The following is a 13,230-nucleotide window of genomic DNA, read 5'->3' on the forward strand; positions in this document are numbered from 1 at the left end:
CTCCAATCCATGAAGAAAGAGGGAAATCCCATGACAGCACATCTTCCTGACAAAACTACCATCGGGCAGGTTTCACTAAAGGTTAGTAACCTGGAGCGCTCGATTCGATTTTATACCGAGGTCGTTGGCTTTCATTTGCTGCGTCAAACGGCGGATACTGCTGAGTTAACTGTGGACGGGGAGCATCCGCTGCTGACCCTGAAATATATTGAAAATGCAGTCATTCTTCCGCGCCAGTCCGCAGCCGGACTGTACCACTTTGCTATTCTTCTACCGAACCGTGTGGCTCTGGGGCTGTCTCTACGCAATCTGCTGGCTCATGAGATTGAAATCGGGCAGGGAGACCATGATGTAAGTGAAGCACTATATATCCATGATCCCGATCATAACGGGATTGAAATCTATGCAGATCGTCCTCGCGAGCAGTGGAAAAAGGATGCCAATGGATTTTATATCATGGGAACAGATCCCGTGGATGCGGAAGGCTTAGTAGCCATTTCCGAAAACATACCTTGGCAGGGACTGCCGCAGGGAACCGTAATTGGGCACGTTCACTTCCATGTGTCTAATTTGCTCAAGGCACAGCAATTTTATTGCGATGTGCTTGGGTTTGACATTACGTCCCGGTATGGCTCCTCGGCGATGTTCATCTCTGCAGGAGGTTACCACCACCATATGGGCTTGAATATATGGGCAGGGGAAGGCGCACCCCCAGCTCCTGAGAACGCAGCTGGACTGGATTATTTTGAATTGATTGTGCCGGATCAGAAAGAATTGGATACGATTGTCGCTCGTTTGGCGGCAGCGGGCTATGCCGTGCAAGAACGAGATGGTGCCAAGTATGTAGCTGACCCGTTCCGCATTAACATTAAACTGGTGAGCGGTCAGAACGCTTAATATATTGGAAACACAACAAACAGGGGATTCCCATAAGCCATTAGGCCGGAAATCCCCTGTTTTTGTATACTAAAACAAGCTCCAATCCAAATCCCGGGACATGGTCTCCAGCAAGTGTACACCCGCTGTACTGTTGCCCATACGGTTCAAGGAAGGTCCCACCAGTCCAATGCCATATCGTCCGGGCACCATCGTCATAATGCCGCCGGATACACCGCTTTTGGCGGGGAGTCCGACCTGAATGGCGAACTCTCCAGAGGCGTCATACATACCGCATGTTGTCATAAATGTTTTGGCAATCTGCACAAAGCGGCGGGGGATCAGGGGCACGCCTGTAACTGGGTCACGCCCATTGTAGGCGAGTACGAGTCCCATACGTGCCAAATCCGTACAGTTCAATTTTACAGCGCAATGTCTGAAATAAACCTCCAGTACGTCCTCGACACGGCCTCTTAGAATCCCTTTTTCCATCAGAAAATAAGCAAGGGAACGGTTCAGGTGGCCTGTGGCAGATTCCGAATCGTAGACATCCTGGTCATATTCCAGCGTGTCGTTGCAGGTAAGCAGACGGAAAAATTGCAGGACACGGGCAAACCTTTCCTCCGGGCTGTTTCCGCGGATCAAAGAAGAGACAGCGATTGCTCCAGCGTTAATGAGCGGATTAAACGGAATACCTGGCTCGACCAGTTCCAGCTTCAACATGGAATTAAAACGATCTCCCGTAGGCTCCATACCCACCTTGGAAAAGACAACGTCTTCTCCATTATCCATCAAGGCCAGGATGAGCGTGAATACCTTTGAGATGCTCTGCATCGTAAATTGGAGCTCCGTATCCCCGGCTACCACGGTCTCACCCGCACCGTTCATCACAACAACACCGAGCGCGTCTGCCGGTGCTTTGGACAATTCGGGAATATACGCCGCTACCTTGCCATGTATGTACTCATGACGGTTTTGCTCCACCCATTCCGGCAGTTTGGATTGTAGTCTCTGCCACTCCGATGTCATTTATTTTCCTCCAGTCAAGTAACCATCCTGTGGTAATGTTATTGTAGAGCAATAATTGATGACTATACACTTATTTTAAAGAAATTTTCGGTCGAAAGACAAGCGCTAATTGGATCAAATGAAGGAGGCAGATGACTTGTCATCTAACAATAAATCAAATTTTGATGAAGATTATAATGAGATATCAAATGGTGGAAGACTTAAAAACTTTGTACATAGTGTGCTGGAGCAGGCCATAGCCTTATCGGACAGAAATCCTGAATGGGCTAATTACATATTGGAGCAGTGGGCAAACAATGTGGAGGCAAGCCAAAATGAGCGTTTGGAGCATGAGCGCACTCGGGAAAGGCATATACACCTACTGTTCTCTCAGTCTGCAGCGGGCTCAATGAAGCAAGGCCTTTCGGGAGCAGGGTTGCGGTATGAGAGTAAGGTGCTGTGTTTTAATGATTTGTTTTCGATAGGGCCGTTGTGGAAGCTGGAAACACAAGAAGGACAAGAAAACCGTCACAGCTGGTTGGCTGAACGGATGGTTCATTATGAATCTTTCCATTACTCCAATTGGGAGCACCGTATTGAACAAATGATGGCTACTCTTAGTGAAATTTCTGATGATAAGTCAATCACGATCTGGTGTGGGTCTAATGCTCATGAGCAGATCGGATTACGGTTTGCATTATATGTTCTGCGAAAAAGGGCTACTCCTATTCGGGTCATCAATGTTACGGATGCCATGGAACGGGAGTCGAATGATCGTTTAAATGCTGATGCTGAGAATCCATTCCCTTTATCCATGAGTGTGGTGCATTCAAAAGAGATCGAAGGGCTCATTAAGGGAAATGAAGATAAAATTCATGTTGTAAGCATAGAAGACCGACGACGATACGAACAAGAGTGGCTGGAACTCAGTGAACAGGATAGTGTGCTGAGATTATGGGACAATGACCAAATCGTTCATGTTCCAGAAGATTACTTTGACCAGGCTTTGCTGGATATGATCGGCCAACTGCAGTTAGAGAATAATCAGCAATATGTAAACACCGGAAAAATAATTGGTGAGGCGTTAACACAATGGTCACAGCTAAGAAGCGACACCTTTTTGGAATATCGGATTCAATATTTAATCGCTCATGGCGAACTTGAATTTCTGGGGATGCCGGGAATGCTGCACCGCTATGCTGTTAAACTAAGTGGACTGTTATCACCTTTATCAGATTGACTACGGATTTTATGGACTGCTGTTGACGAAGCCGAATTTATATATTACCATGTTGATATTAACATCTTGTTTTTATCATAACGAAAATAGCCTATCCCCATATATGAACAGGAAGGTGACACCAGTGACAGAAAGATCAAAATACAATCCTAACGGCTTGACGGAGGAGCAATTTCTGGCCGCCTATGATGCAACTCAATACGAGCGCCCGTCAGTAACGGTAGATATGCTGCTTTTTACTGTAATGGATCAGCTCCAGCATAATTATCGCAAGCTGCCGGAGAAGACACTCCAGCTTCTTTTGATCCAAAGAGGGGAGCACCCATTCATAGGGCAATGGGCATTGCCGGGTGGTTTTGTAGGGATGGATGAAAGCCTGGAAGAAGCAGCACGACGCGAGCTTAAAACCGAAACGAATGTGGATCAGATTTATATGGAGCAGCTATACACCTGGGGAGATGTAGCACGTGATCCGCGTATGCGGGTCATCAGCTGCGCTTACATGGCATTGGTAGACCACGATTCTCTGGAGGTACAGGCTGGAGACGATGCAGCGGATGCCAGATGGTTTGAGCTGGATTACAGCGTGGCTCAGGAGACGCGGACGAACCAGCCGGAAGGTTACACGTGGGAGCAAGATATTGACGTTACTCTGAAGCATGGGGACATTCGCTTGTCATCCAAAGTAAAAGTGACTGAAATCCTGAAGGGGAAAACGATTGAAATCAAGCGAGAAGTATTGGAGTCACAGGGAATTGCCTTTGACCATGCCAAAATTATTGCTTACGGCATTGAGCGTCTGCGCAGCAAAATTGAATATACAGATATCGCATTTCATTTGATGCCATCCTTATTTACATTGGGCGAGCTTCAACAGGTGTATGAAATTATTTTAGGCAAGGAGCTGCTCGCTGCGGCCTTCCGCCGAAAAATAGCGGATCTCGTGGACGAGACGAATGAATATAGAAAAGCGGCTGGACACCGTCCATCCAAGCTGTATCGATTCAAGCCTAGGTCACGTTTTATATAGTTTAAAGGAACATGAAATGAGGAATTGTCATGGAAAAGTTTACATTTTTTTATCGCAGTCATTCGCCATTTTCACAATGGTATCCTTCTGATTTTGTCGTAGATGGATTGGCGTTTAACTGTGCGGAGCAATATATGATGTTTAAAAAAGCGCAGCTTTTTGGGGATGAAGAGGCGGCCCGCAAAATTATGCTGGCAACTACCCCTCGGGAGCAAAAGGCTCGTGGCCGCAGTGTTCGCGGGTTCGATCAATCCTTGTGGGATGAGAATTGCCGACAATTTGTGTATGACGGCAACTATGCCAAATTTACGCAAAATCCGAATCTGCTTAAATATTTGCTTAAGACGAAGGGCACTACACTGGTTGAGGCTAGTCCGACAGACACCATTTGGGGTGTAGGCTTGGCTGAAAGTGATGCCCGCATTAACAGTCGCAGGTCATGGCGAGGCACGAATTGGCTTGGAGAAATATTAACGAATTTACGTGAGGATATATTGCAAAAGGAGGAATTGTCATCATGACAAGTACGATGAATCACCGGAGCAACCGGGACGCACGATCACATATGGCGCAGGAAACGCTATCTATATTGGAGCATGGATATTACACAAATACCAAACAAGCACAAGTGAATATGGCCAAAGAGGTGGCTAACGCGATCACAGGCTCGAAGCTATATGCACCTTCTCAACTGGTGGATGTAAAGCAAGAGGCAGAGCAAAGGATACAAGGCGCATTGGAGTCTTCTTCGTACATAGGCGAACGGGTGCTTTCTGGAAAGATAGAAATTACGGGAGAAAGCACGTTGCAGGCAGCATTTAGGCTCCGGGCCCAGGAGAAGCTGGAGCACGTGGCATGTTTGAATTTTGCATCAGCTAAAAATCCGGGTGGTGGATTTCTCGGAGGCAGCCAGGCCCAAGAGGAAAGCTTGGCTCGTTCGTCAGCCTTGTATCCCTGTATTTCACAAATGGAAGAGATGTACCAGCATAACCGAAAGCTGCGAAGCTGCTTTTATTCGGATTATATGATTTATTCGCCTGAAGTTCCGGTATTTCGGGATGATCAGGGAGCATTGCTGGATGAGCCGTATCTGGTCGATTTTCTGACTGCTCCTGCTGTTAATGCCGGAGTTGTGCGAGAACGGGAGCCAGAGCAGGTCAGCCGAATAGGTGAAGTGATGTTGGAACGTATCCGTTACATTCTTGGAATGGCCAAGCAAAACAGAGTAGAACATCTCATACTTGGAGCCTATGGTTGCGGGGTATTCCGCAATAAGCCGGAAGAGGTCGCAAACTGGTTCAAGCAAGTGCTTGTAGATGAGGGCTATGCCTTATTGTTTGAACGAATTGTTTTTGCAGTATTGGATCACACAGCAGGGCAGCGTACCTTAAACAGCTTTAAAACAGTCCTTTCCTGAAGCTGGAGATCATGCTATAAAAAATGCTTATGATAATATCTCTTGAAAAGCAATACATCATGATAAGGAGAGTGCTGAATGAATCCATCCTCGAACATTACCTGGCATGCGTCAGATATTAATAGGCAAGCGCGTCAGCTTCTGAATGGGCATAAAAGTCCGGTGCTTTGGTTGACAGGGCTGTCTGGCTCGGGAAAGTCAACGGTATCCTCCACACTGGAAAAAGCATTATATGCACGCGGCATACGCACGTTTATTTTGGATGGGGATAATGTTCGACATGGCTTGAATCGTAACCTGGGCTTCCTGCCCGCTGACCGTAAGGAAAATATCCGCCGTATTGCTGAGGTATCCAAGCTAATGGCACATGCGGGTGTTCTAACGATATGTGCCACCATTTCCCCTTATCGTGAGGATCGTGAAATGGTAAAGGAAATTTTACAGCAGGAAGGCTGCTATGAGATCTATATACAGTGCAGTCTGGAGGAATGCGAGCGACGTGATCCAAAAGGAATGTACAAGAAAGCGCGAGCGGGAGAAATTCGTCATTTTACAGGTATTGATGCTCCTTATGAAGCACCGCTGGAGCCTGATCTCATCGTATCTACTGAAGGTCGGGAGGTAGCCCGGTCGGTTCAGGATATCCTGGATTTTCTCGACCGGGAATCCTTGCTGTTCTAATCTTTGTCAAACCTTTTTCAAATCTTCCTGAAATCTTCATTATCCAATTTGGAATTCATGTTTAAATAGAATAGACCTCTCCATTTTGAAGCCGTCTGAATCTCCCCCTGGCCTGGTTCTTTCAGATGTATGGTGTCAGAGGTGGGAGGTCTTTTTGATTACTACGCATCGTCAACCAATCCATTCAAGAGGTGATTTCAATCATGAGTAAACAACCAACCAACCTGACTACAAGCTGGGGCGCTCCTGTCGGTGATAATCAGAATTCTATAACGGCCGGATCACGCGGACCTACACTGATTCAGGATGTGCATTTGCTGGAGAAGCTGGCGCATTTTAACCGCGAACGTGTGCCGGAGCGCGTTGTTCATGCCAAAGGTGCGGGGGCGCACGGATATTTTGAAGTCACTAATGATTTGTCTGCGTATACCAAAGCAAGCTTCTTGTCCGAGGTAGGCAAGCGTACACCGATGTTTATCCGCTTTTCTACCGTTGCGGGTGAACTGGGCTCGTCTGATACGGTACGTGATCCGCGCGGCTTTGCGGTGAAGTTTTACACAGAGGAAGGCAACTATGATCTCGTAGGCAATAATACGCCGGTCTTTTTTATTCGAGACGCCATTAAATTCCCAGACTTTATTCATACGCAAAAACGCCATCCCCAAACCCATCTGAAAAACCCGAATGCGGTGTGGGATTTCTGGTCCTTATCTCCTGAATCACTGCACCAGGTAACGATCCTCATGTCTGACCGCGGCATTCCCGCTACACTTAGACATATGCACGGTTTTGGTAGTCACACGTTCAAATGGGTGAACGCTAATGGCCAGGCCGTATGGGTAAAATATCACTTTAAAACAGAACAGGGCGTACAAAATCTCGATGTTGATTTGGCTGCTAAAATTGCCGGTGAAAACCCGGATTATCATACAGAAGACTTATTCAATGCGATTAAAAAAGGCGATTTTCCTGCATGGAGACTTTATGTGCAGATTATGCCATTAGAGGATGCGAACACATACCGTTTTGATCCGTTTGATGTGACAAAGGTATGGTCGCAAAAGGATTACCCGCTGATTGAGGTAGGGCGCATGGTGCTGAATCGCAATCCTGAGAACTATTTTGCAGAAGTCGAGCAGGCGACGTTCTCTCCGGGTTCATTTGTGCCGGGTATTGAAGCATCTCCGGATAAAATGCTGCAAGGGCGCCTGTTTGCCTACGGTGATGCACATCGCTATCGTGTAGGTGCCAATCACAATTCGCTGCCGATCAACCGTCCGCATGCGGAAGTACACAACTACCAGCGTGATGGCGCATTGCGCAGTGACAGCAATGGCGGTGGCTCTGTCTACTACGAGCCTAACAGTCTCGGTGGACCCAAAGAATCCCTAGCACACAAAATCGCTCCTTTTGAAGTGTCTGGCGAAGCTCAAAGTGTAGCCTACGATCATCATGATCACTATACACAGCCGGGAGACCTGTACCGCTTGCTCAGTGAGGATGAGCGTGCACGTCTGGTGCAAAACATCGTAAATGCGATGAAGCCCGTAGAAAGCGACGAAATTAAGCTGCGCCAGATCGGACATTTCTACAAGGCTGACCCTGAATACGGACGCCGCATAGCCGAAGGATTGGGATTGACCGTTCCTCAAGGCGAATAAAGGCATCTATAAGCTCCTAACCAAAAGTCACATGAATCGATATAAAAAGAATGTCCCAGCGCCACATATGGTTGATGGGACATCCTTTACTTTTGAGTGCGATGTAAATCACGTGTGTATGGTGGACGCTCCACGAACGGAACGTTGCTCCAATCGCTGTTGTCTCCAGATTTGTTGAATCACACTAAGCGGTGTAAATCTGGAGACAAAGGCGAACGCTACCGCTTTTCCACAATCGTTCCGTCCCCTCCGCTGCTTTTAGGTGTACCAGTTTTATAAACCAAAGGAAAAATTCTAAAACTAGAAAGCCGCAAGCCTAATAATACGAGGTTTTGCGGCTTATTTTGGTGTGTTTTGGTGTTTAAAAATATAATGATGTTAAACAGCATAAAGCAAGCGGAGAGGACGGAATCGTTCTGTAGAAGCGTTAGCGTTCGCCTTTGCCTCCGAATTTCTACACTTGAAATTATAATCAGGAAATTCGGAGGCAACAGCGATCGTAAGAATGATCCGTCCGCGTAGCGGTCATAGGAGCACGTATTAACGCGTTCGTCAACACTATAAGCTGCTATATCCTCTTCAACCGAGGCAAATAGATCACAAGAAATAATGATCTTCCCAGAGCAAATACGATAAAGGAAAGCCATAGCCCATGATTACCATAGTGGGGAACACACCAGAAGAGAGCAGCTAAAAAGAAGACCAGCGAAATCAGCATGGAGTTACGGATTGGATACGTTACTGTCATCCCCGTAAACACACCGTAGAATACCAGCCCCAGTCCGGCAGCCAACGGAAAGACGACAAGCCAGCCATTGTATGGACCTGTTAGGCTAATCACTGTAGTGTTATCTGTGAACAGCCGGATAAGCGGCTCCTTCAGTGCTAAATACAGTCCGCCTGATACCACGCCGGTGAGCAGTGTCCAGAACCAGGACAAGTGGATTACTCTTTGCAGCATTTTCCGATCTCCGGCACCACGAGCTTGTCCCGTCATGATGCTGCTGGCATTGGCAAATCCGTCAAAAAGATAAGCCATAATGTAATGGATTTGCAACAAAATCGCATTTGCAGCAAGCTGATCGGTTCCAAAGCTCGCACTACGTGATGTAAACAGATTGAACATCGTCAGCAGACAGGCTGTGCGAATCATAAGGTCAAGATTCGTTGCCATGACACTTTTCAGCTCTGAGGCTCCAAACCAGCCCTGCCAATCTTTTTTTCCACTCTGCCGCCATTCCCTCCAGACCGAGGAACGAAGTACAAGAATAGAACCAAGCACACAGGCGAGAAACTCTGCGATGAGTGTAGCGCCTGCCACACCGGCTACGTCCCATTGCATGATTTGTGTGAACACAATGGCCAATACCATATTGATCACATTCATCGTAATTTGCAGAAATAAGGTAGCTTTCACGCGGGATAATCCCATCAGCCAGCCGAGCAGCACATAGTTTACCAGCGTAAGTGGCGCTCCCCAAATACGAATGTTAAAATATATCGCTGCCTGCGCAGCTACATCCTGAGCAGGATGGATTAACTGTAAAGAGGCCAGCAGGATCGGCTTTTGCAGTATAATGAATAACCCGCCGACCAGTAAAGCAATGGCCAGTGGGCGCATGAGCGCAGCTATGCTATGATCGTTATTTTGAGCCCCCGCTGCCTGTGCGGTAAATGCTGATGTACTGACGCGCAGAAAGCCAAACAGCCAATATAAAGTATTGAAAATAAGAGTGCCTACAGCCACACCGCCCAAAAAGGAGGCATGACTCAAATGACCGATTACCGCCGTATCCACCGCACCGAGCAGTGGGGTTGTAATCGTCGAAAGAATTAAAGGGATTGCTAAAGCAAGATAGGCTCGGTGGGTAGGCAACATGTTGAAAAAACCTCCAGTAAAGATTGGGTATATGGATGGCGATCAGGCTGGAATAGAGCTTCCTTGGCAAAATCCTCAAGTACACTGCCATCTTTCATGACCATGATCCGATCACTCATGAAGTGTACGGCCGCCAGATCATGGGAAATGAACAGATAAGCCACTCCCAGTTCATCCTGTAAATCCTTGAGCAGATTTAAAACCGTCGCCTGCGTTGTCACATCCAGACTTGCCGTTGGCTCGTCGAGCACAATAAAGTCCGGCTCTGTGCTGATTGCGCGCGCAATGGTTACGCGCTGCTTCTCCCCGCCGCTGAGCTGATGCGGGTACTTATCCATATAGCTGGCTGGAAGCTTGACCATACCGAGCAGGTGCGCTGCTATTTCCCGACGCCCCGAAGGCATACCCTTCATATAGGAGGGGACATAGCCCTTAAGCTGATCCAGCGGTTCCAGCAGGGATTGCAGAATGGTCAGTCTGGAGTTTAAAGCTGCTGCGGGATGCTGAAATACCGCACCCAGCCTGCTGCGTAACCGTTTTAACTCATTTCGCTTTAATCCCCGGACCACTTGTCCATCCAGCACAAGCTCACCCTCATCAAACGAGTCTAAGGTTAAAATACAGCGGGCAAGCGTGCTTTTCCCACTACCGCTTTCTCCGACAATGCCCAGACATTCTTGGGGTGAAATCGACAGAGAAACATTGCGCAGCACCGTCTTGCCTCCGGTGAAAGCCTTCGTCAAACCGGAGACGGTGACAACAGGATTAGATGTGTGTACATGTTGAAGAGAGGAGACGTGATCATCCATGTAAACCGCTCCTTTCTGGTGTGATTTGTTCTTCAGTGCTGTACGGTAAACGTGCCGGAGCATTTGGGGCCAGCGGCGGAATCGCTGCCAGCAGACGACGTGTATACGGATGTGTCGGATGATCCAGCACCGCTTGTGTCTCGCCGCTCTCGACCAGCGACCCTGTACGCATCACCGCGATTCGATCCGCATACTTGCGGACATGGCGGAGGTCGTGAGTGATCCATAGGACAGATATCCCGGTTTCCATCCGGATTTGGTTGATGAGCTGGAGCACCCGGTGTGCTGTCAGGGTGTCCAGCGCGGTTGTTGGTTCGTCGGCAATCAGAAGCTGTGGTTTTAGCAACAATGCGGCCGCAATAGCCGCTCGTTGCAGCTGGCCGCCGCTGAGCTGGAACGGATAGCTGCGGTATACCCGCTCGGCGGGAAGCTGTACGTGCTCAAGGACCTCTATACAGCGCTGTTTACGCGCATTGCGATCTGGACAGCCGTGAGCGTGCATCAGCTCGTCCAGTTGACTGCCTATTCGCAGAAAGGGGGTAAACGCTCCGTGATAGTCTTGAAAAATATACGAGATTTCATTGCCAAGCAAGGAACGTCTTTGTTTGGCGGACAAGGTCAGCAAATTGTTGCCCTTCCAGGCAATAACTCCGTGCGCTGTAAAAGAAGAGGGGAGCAGCCCACCGATTGCGGAAGCCGTCATGCTTTTGCCGCTGCCGCTTTCTCCGGCAAGGGCAAACCACTCCCCCGGACGAACGGCGAGCTCCAGTTGGTCTACAACGGTTTTTGCTTTTGATCGAATCGTTAAGCCTTCAATAGACAGCATATACGGCTCACTCCTCCGTCCGTGTTTTAACATCATATTGGTCACGCAGCTTGTCTCCCAGCATATTCGCCAGTAGCACCGTGAGCACGACAGCCATTCCGGGAACCAGCATCAGGTGGGGAGCCATTTGAAAATATGCTCGTCCTTCATTTAGCATGGCACCCCATTCGGGTATCGGCGGTTGCGGACCTAAGCCTAAAAAGGACAGGGAGGCAATCATTAAGATGATTTTTCCAATATCCAGTGCAGCCAGTACCAGGACATTCCCAATCGCATGGGGCAGAATATGCCGCATGACAATTTGCAGGGAGGATGTGCCTGCCAGTATGGATAACGAAATATAATCCTTTTGCTTTTCAGCGAGTACGGTACTGCGTACCAGCCGTGCATAACTGACCCATTTTACCGCAGTCACCGCGAAAATAAGATTCATCAAGCCTGGTCCGAGCAGACCGCTCAGCACAATCGCAAAAATATAATCGGGTAATGTCATGAAAGCATCGACCACTCGTTTGAATATACGATCAACCCATCCCCCGACAAATCCTGACAGCAGGCCGAGCGGAACCCCGACAACCAGTGAAACGGCCAAGATCAACAAGCTGGTTCCGACAGTTGTTCGAAGTCCTGTCAGCACTCTTGATAGCACATCTCTACCCAAATGATCGGTTCCCAGCCAGTAGGCTGCGCTGATCGGCTGGAGCCGATTCCCCATCTGAATACGGTACGGATCTTGGGGAGCAAAGAGCGGAATCACTGTAATTGCTGCAAGAATGAGCAGGGTAGAGAGCAGCACAATCCAAGCTCTGGACCGTTGCGGGCTGACGAACTCCCTGCTTTCCGCATGAGAGGATTTTATCATGATGGACGTTTCTCCTTCAAAGCCATTTCGGGATTAATCCAACGGTAGGATAGCTCTACAGTCATATTGATACATACAATGAACACGGCCATAAACAGTGTATAACCCTGAATAATGGGATAATCCCTTGCAGCAATTGCATCCACAATCCATTTGCCCAGCCCCGGATAGGCGAATAGCACTTCAATTACAACCGTACCTCCCAATAGACTGCCTATGCTCTCACTGAATACGGTAATGAGTGGAACAAGACTGTGTCGGAACATATGTCTGAAAAAGATGCGAGCCGGACTGATTCCCCGGGCTTGCGCTGCCTTGATAAAATCTTGTCCCGAGCTTTCAATCAGACTGGCACGGATCATTCGTACATAAACGGCTGCCATCGCCAGTCCCAAAGTGAGGGAAGGGAGCACCAGATGAAAAATGGTTCCTTCACCCATAGACGGCAAAATACGCAGTTTAACCGCAAACCATTCGATAAACAAGAGACCGAGCCAAAAGCTGGGAATCGAGGAGCCAATTAAGGCAAACATACGACTGGCGTTGTCAATCCAGCGGTTGCGATACAGCGCAGCCATCGTTCCCATTGGAAGCGCAATGACCAGCATAATGAACAGAGAGCCACCGGTCAGCAGGAGGGTATAAGGCAGTTTTTCCATAAACTCTGCAAATACCGGACGCTGGGTTAAATAAGACTGTCCAAAATCAAACTGAAGCAACTGAACCAGCCACTTGCCATATTGCACAGGTAACGACTGATCCAGTCCGAGTTGGCTGCGCATATCCGCAATTTGCTGATTGGACACAGCTACATCATCTACCCGGAGAATGCTCCGGACAGGATCGCCCGGAACCAGCTTGAGCAGACAAAAGCTTACAAAGGAGAGAATAAGAAAGAACAATACCAGTTCAAGAAGCTTTTTGGCGATGGATTTGAGCAT

The 13,230-nt window shown here is 48.2% G+C and carries 13 protein-coding genes; 7 read left to right on the forward strand and 6 right to left on the reverse strand.

Going from position 1 to position 13,230, the window contains the following annotated elements; all coding sequences use genetic code 11:
- Positions 1–30: 30 nt before the first annotated feature.
- On the forward strand, positions 31–897 hold the full coding sequence (locus B4V02_RS11905; protein ID WP_094154924.1) for a VOC family protein: 867 nt from the start codon (positions 31–33) through the stop codon (positions 895–897).
- A 69-nt stretch (positions 898–966) separates the two neighbouring features.
- Here the strand turns inward: B4V02_RS11905 and glsA are convergent, their stop codons facing one another.
- Complete coding sequence (gene glsA, locus B4V02_RS11910; protein ID WP_094154925.1) at positions 967–1,905, reverse strand: glutaminase A; 939 nt, start codon at positions 1,903–1,905, stop codon at positions 967–969.
- Positions 1,906–2,023: 118 nt separating this feature from the next.
- On the opposite strand from glsA, the gene B4V02_RS11915 reads away from it, so the two are divergent.
- The 6 genes from B4V02_RS11915 to katA all read left to right on the forward strand — a co-directional run bounded on the left by B4V02_RS11915 (position 2,024) and on the right by katA (position 7,913).
- Complete coding sequence (locus B4V02_RS11915; RefSeq protein ID WP_244188543.1) at positions 2,024–3,124, forward strand: DUF1835 domain-containing protein; 1,101 nt, start codon at positions 2,024–2,026, stop codon at positions 3,122–3,124.
- A 124-nt stretch (positions 3,125–3,248) separates the two neighbouring features.
- On the forward strand, positions 3,249–4,154 hold the full coding sequence (locus B4V02_RS11920; protein ID WP_094154927.1) for an NUDIX hydrolase: 906 nt from the start codon (positions 3,249–3,251) through the stop codon (positions 4,152–4,154).
- A gap of 29 nt (positions 4,155–4,183) precedes the next feature.
- On the forward strand, positions 4,184–4,675 hold the full coding sequence (locus B4V02_RS11925) for a riboflavin biosynthesis intermediates N-glycosidase (RefSeq protein WP_094154928.1): 492 nt from the start codon (positions 4,184–4,186) through the stop codon (positions 4,673–4,675).
- Entirely contained in the window at positions 4,672–5,571 is a 900-nt protein-coding gene (locus tag B4V02_RS11930; RefSeq protein ID WP_094154929.1) for a TIGR02452 family protein, read from the forward strand. Before B4V02_RS11925 ends, B4V02_RS11930 begins: the two co-directional genes overlap by 4 nt.
- Before the next feature lie 78 nt (positions 5,572–5,649).
- On the forward strand, positions 5,650–6,252 hold the full coding sequence (gene cysC, locus B4V02_RS11935; RefSeq protein WP_094154930.1) for an adenylyl-sulfate kinase: 603 nt from the start codon (positions 5,650–5,652) through the stop codon (positions 6,250–6,252).
- 203 nt (positions 6,253–6,455) lie between these two features.
- Positions 6,456–7,913 carry a catalase KatA gene (gene katA / locus B4V02_RS11940; RefSeq protein ID WP_094154931.1) on the forward strand — a complete coding sequence of 486 codons (1,458 nt, stop codon included), beginning with the start codon at positions 6,456–6,458 and terminating at the stop codon, positions 7,911–7,913.
- Between the two features lie 568 nt (positions 7,914–8,481).
- On the opposite strand, the gene B4V02_RS11945 is transcribed toward katA, so the two are convergent.
- Genes B4V02_RS11945 through nikB form a run of 5 tightly spaced genes read right to left on the reverse strand, consistent with a single transcriptional unit; the run spans position 8,482 to position 13,230 of the window.
- A complete protein-coding gene (locus B4V02_RS11945) occupies positions 8,482–9,792 on the reverse strand; it encodes an MATE family efflux transporter (RefSeq protein WP_094154932.1) in 1,311 nt (436 codons plus the stop codon).
- Positions 9,759–10,601, reverse strand: a complete 843-nt coding sequence (locus B4V02_RS11950) for an ABC transporter ATP-binding protein (RefSeq protein ID WP_094154933.1) — start codon at positions 10,599–10,601, stop codon at positions 9,759–9,761. Before B4V02_RS11950 ends, B4V02_RS11945 begins: the two co-directional genes overlap by 34 nt.
- Complete coding sequence (locus B4V02_RS11955; RefSeq protein WP_094154934.1) at positions 10,594–11,427, reverse strand: ABC transporter ATP-binding protein; 834 nt, start codon at positions 11,425–11,427, stop codon at positions 10,594–10,596. Before B4V02_RS11955 ends, B4V02_RS11950 begins: the two co-directional genes overlap by 8 nt.
- A gap of 7 nt (positions 11,428–11,434) precedes the next feature.
- Entirely contained in the window at positions 11,435–12,289 is an 855-nt protein-coding gene (gene nikC, locus B4V02_RS11960) for a nickel transporter permease (protein ID WP_094154935.1), read from the reverse strand.
- Positions 12,286–13,230 carry a nickel ABC transporter permease gene (nikB, locus tag B4V02_RS11965; RefSeq protein WP_094154936.1) on the reverse strand — a complete coding sequence of 315 codons (945 nt, stop codon included), beginning with the start codon at positions 13,228–13,230 and terminating at the stop codon, positions 12,286–12,288. The genes nikC and nikB overlap by 4 nt, the downstream gene beginning before the upstream one ends.

The sequence above is a fragment of the Paenibacillus kribbensis genome (assembly GCF_002240415.1).
In the GTDB taxonomy this organism is placed as follows: domain Bacteria; phylum Bacillota; class Bacilli; order Paenibacillales; family Paenibacillaceae; genus Paenibacillus; species Paenibacillus kribbensis.

Coding starts and splice junctions, on each gene's coding strand:
- B4V02_RS11905 (WP_094154924.1), top strand. CDS start 31: ATGACAGCACATCTTCCTGACAAAACTACCATCGGGCAGGTTTCACTA.
- glsA (WP_094154925.1), bottom strand. CDS start 1,905: ATGACATCGGAGTGGCAGAGACTACAATCCAAACTGCCGGAATGGGTG.
- B4V02_RS11915 (WP_244188543.1), top strand. CDS start 2,024: ATGAAGGAGGCAGATGACTTGTCATCTAACAATAAATCAAATTTTGAT.
- B4V02_RS11925 (WP_094154928.1), top strand. CDS start 4,184: ATGGAAAAGTTTACATTTTTTTATCGCAGTCATTCGCCATTTTCACAA.
- B4V02_RS11930 (WP_094154929.1), top strand. CDS start 4,672: ATGACAAGTACGATGAATCACCGGAGCAACCGGGACGCACGATCACAT.
- cysC (WP_094154930.1), top strand. CDS start 5,650: ATGAATCCATCCTCGAACATTACCTGGCATGCGTCAGATATTAATAGG.
- katA (WP_094154931.1), top strand. CDS start 6,456: ATGAGTAAACAACCAACCAACCTGACTACAAGCTGGGGCGCTCCTGTC.
- B4V02_RS11945 (WP_094154932.1), bottom strand. CDS start 9,792: ATGTTGCCTACCCACCGAGCCTATCTTGCTTTAGCAATCCCTTTAATT.
- B4V02_RS11950 (WP_094154933.1), bottom strand. CDS start 10,601: ATGGATGATCACGTCTCCTCTCTTCAACATGTACACACATCTAATCCT.
- B4V02_RS11955 (WP_094154934.1), bottom strand. CDS start 11,427: ATGCTGTCTATTGAAGGCTTAACGATTCGATCAAAAGCAAAAACCGTT.
- nikC (WP_094154935.1), bottom strand. CDS start 12,289: ATGATAAAATCCTCTCATGCGGAAAGCAGGGAGTTCGTCAGCCCGCAA.
- nikB (WP_094154936.1), bottom strand. CDS start 13,230: ATGCTCAAATCCATCGCCAAAAAGCTTCTTGAACTGGTATTGTTCTTT.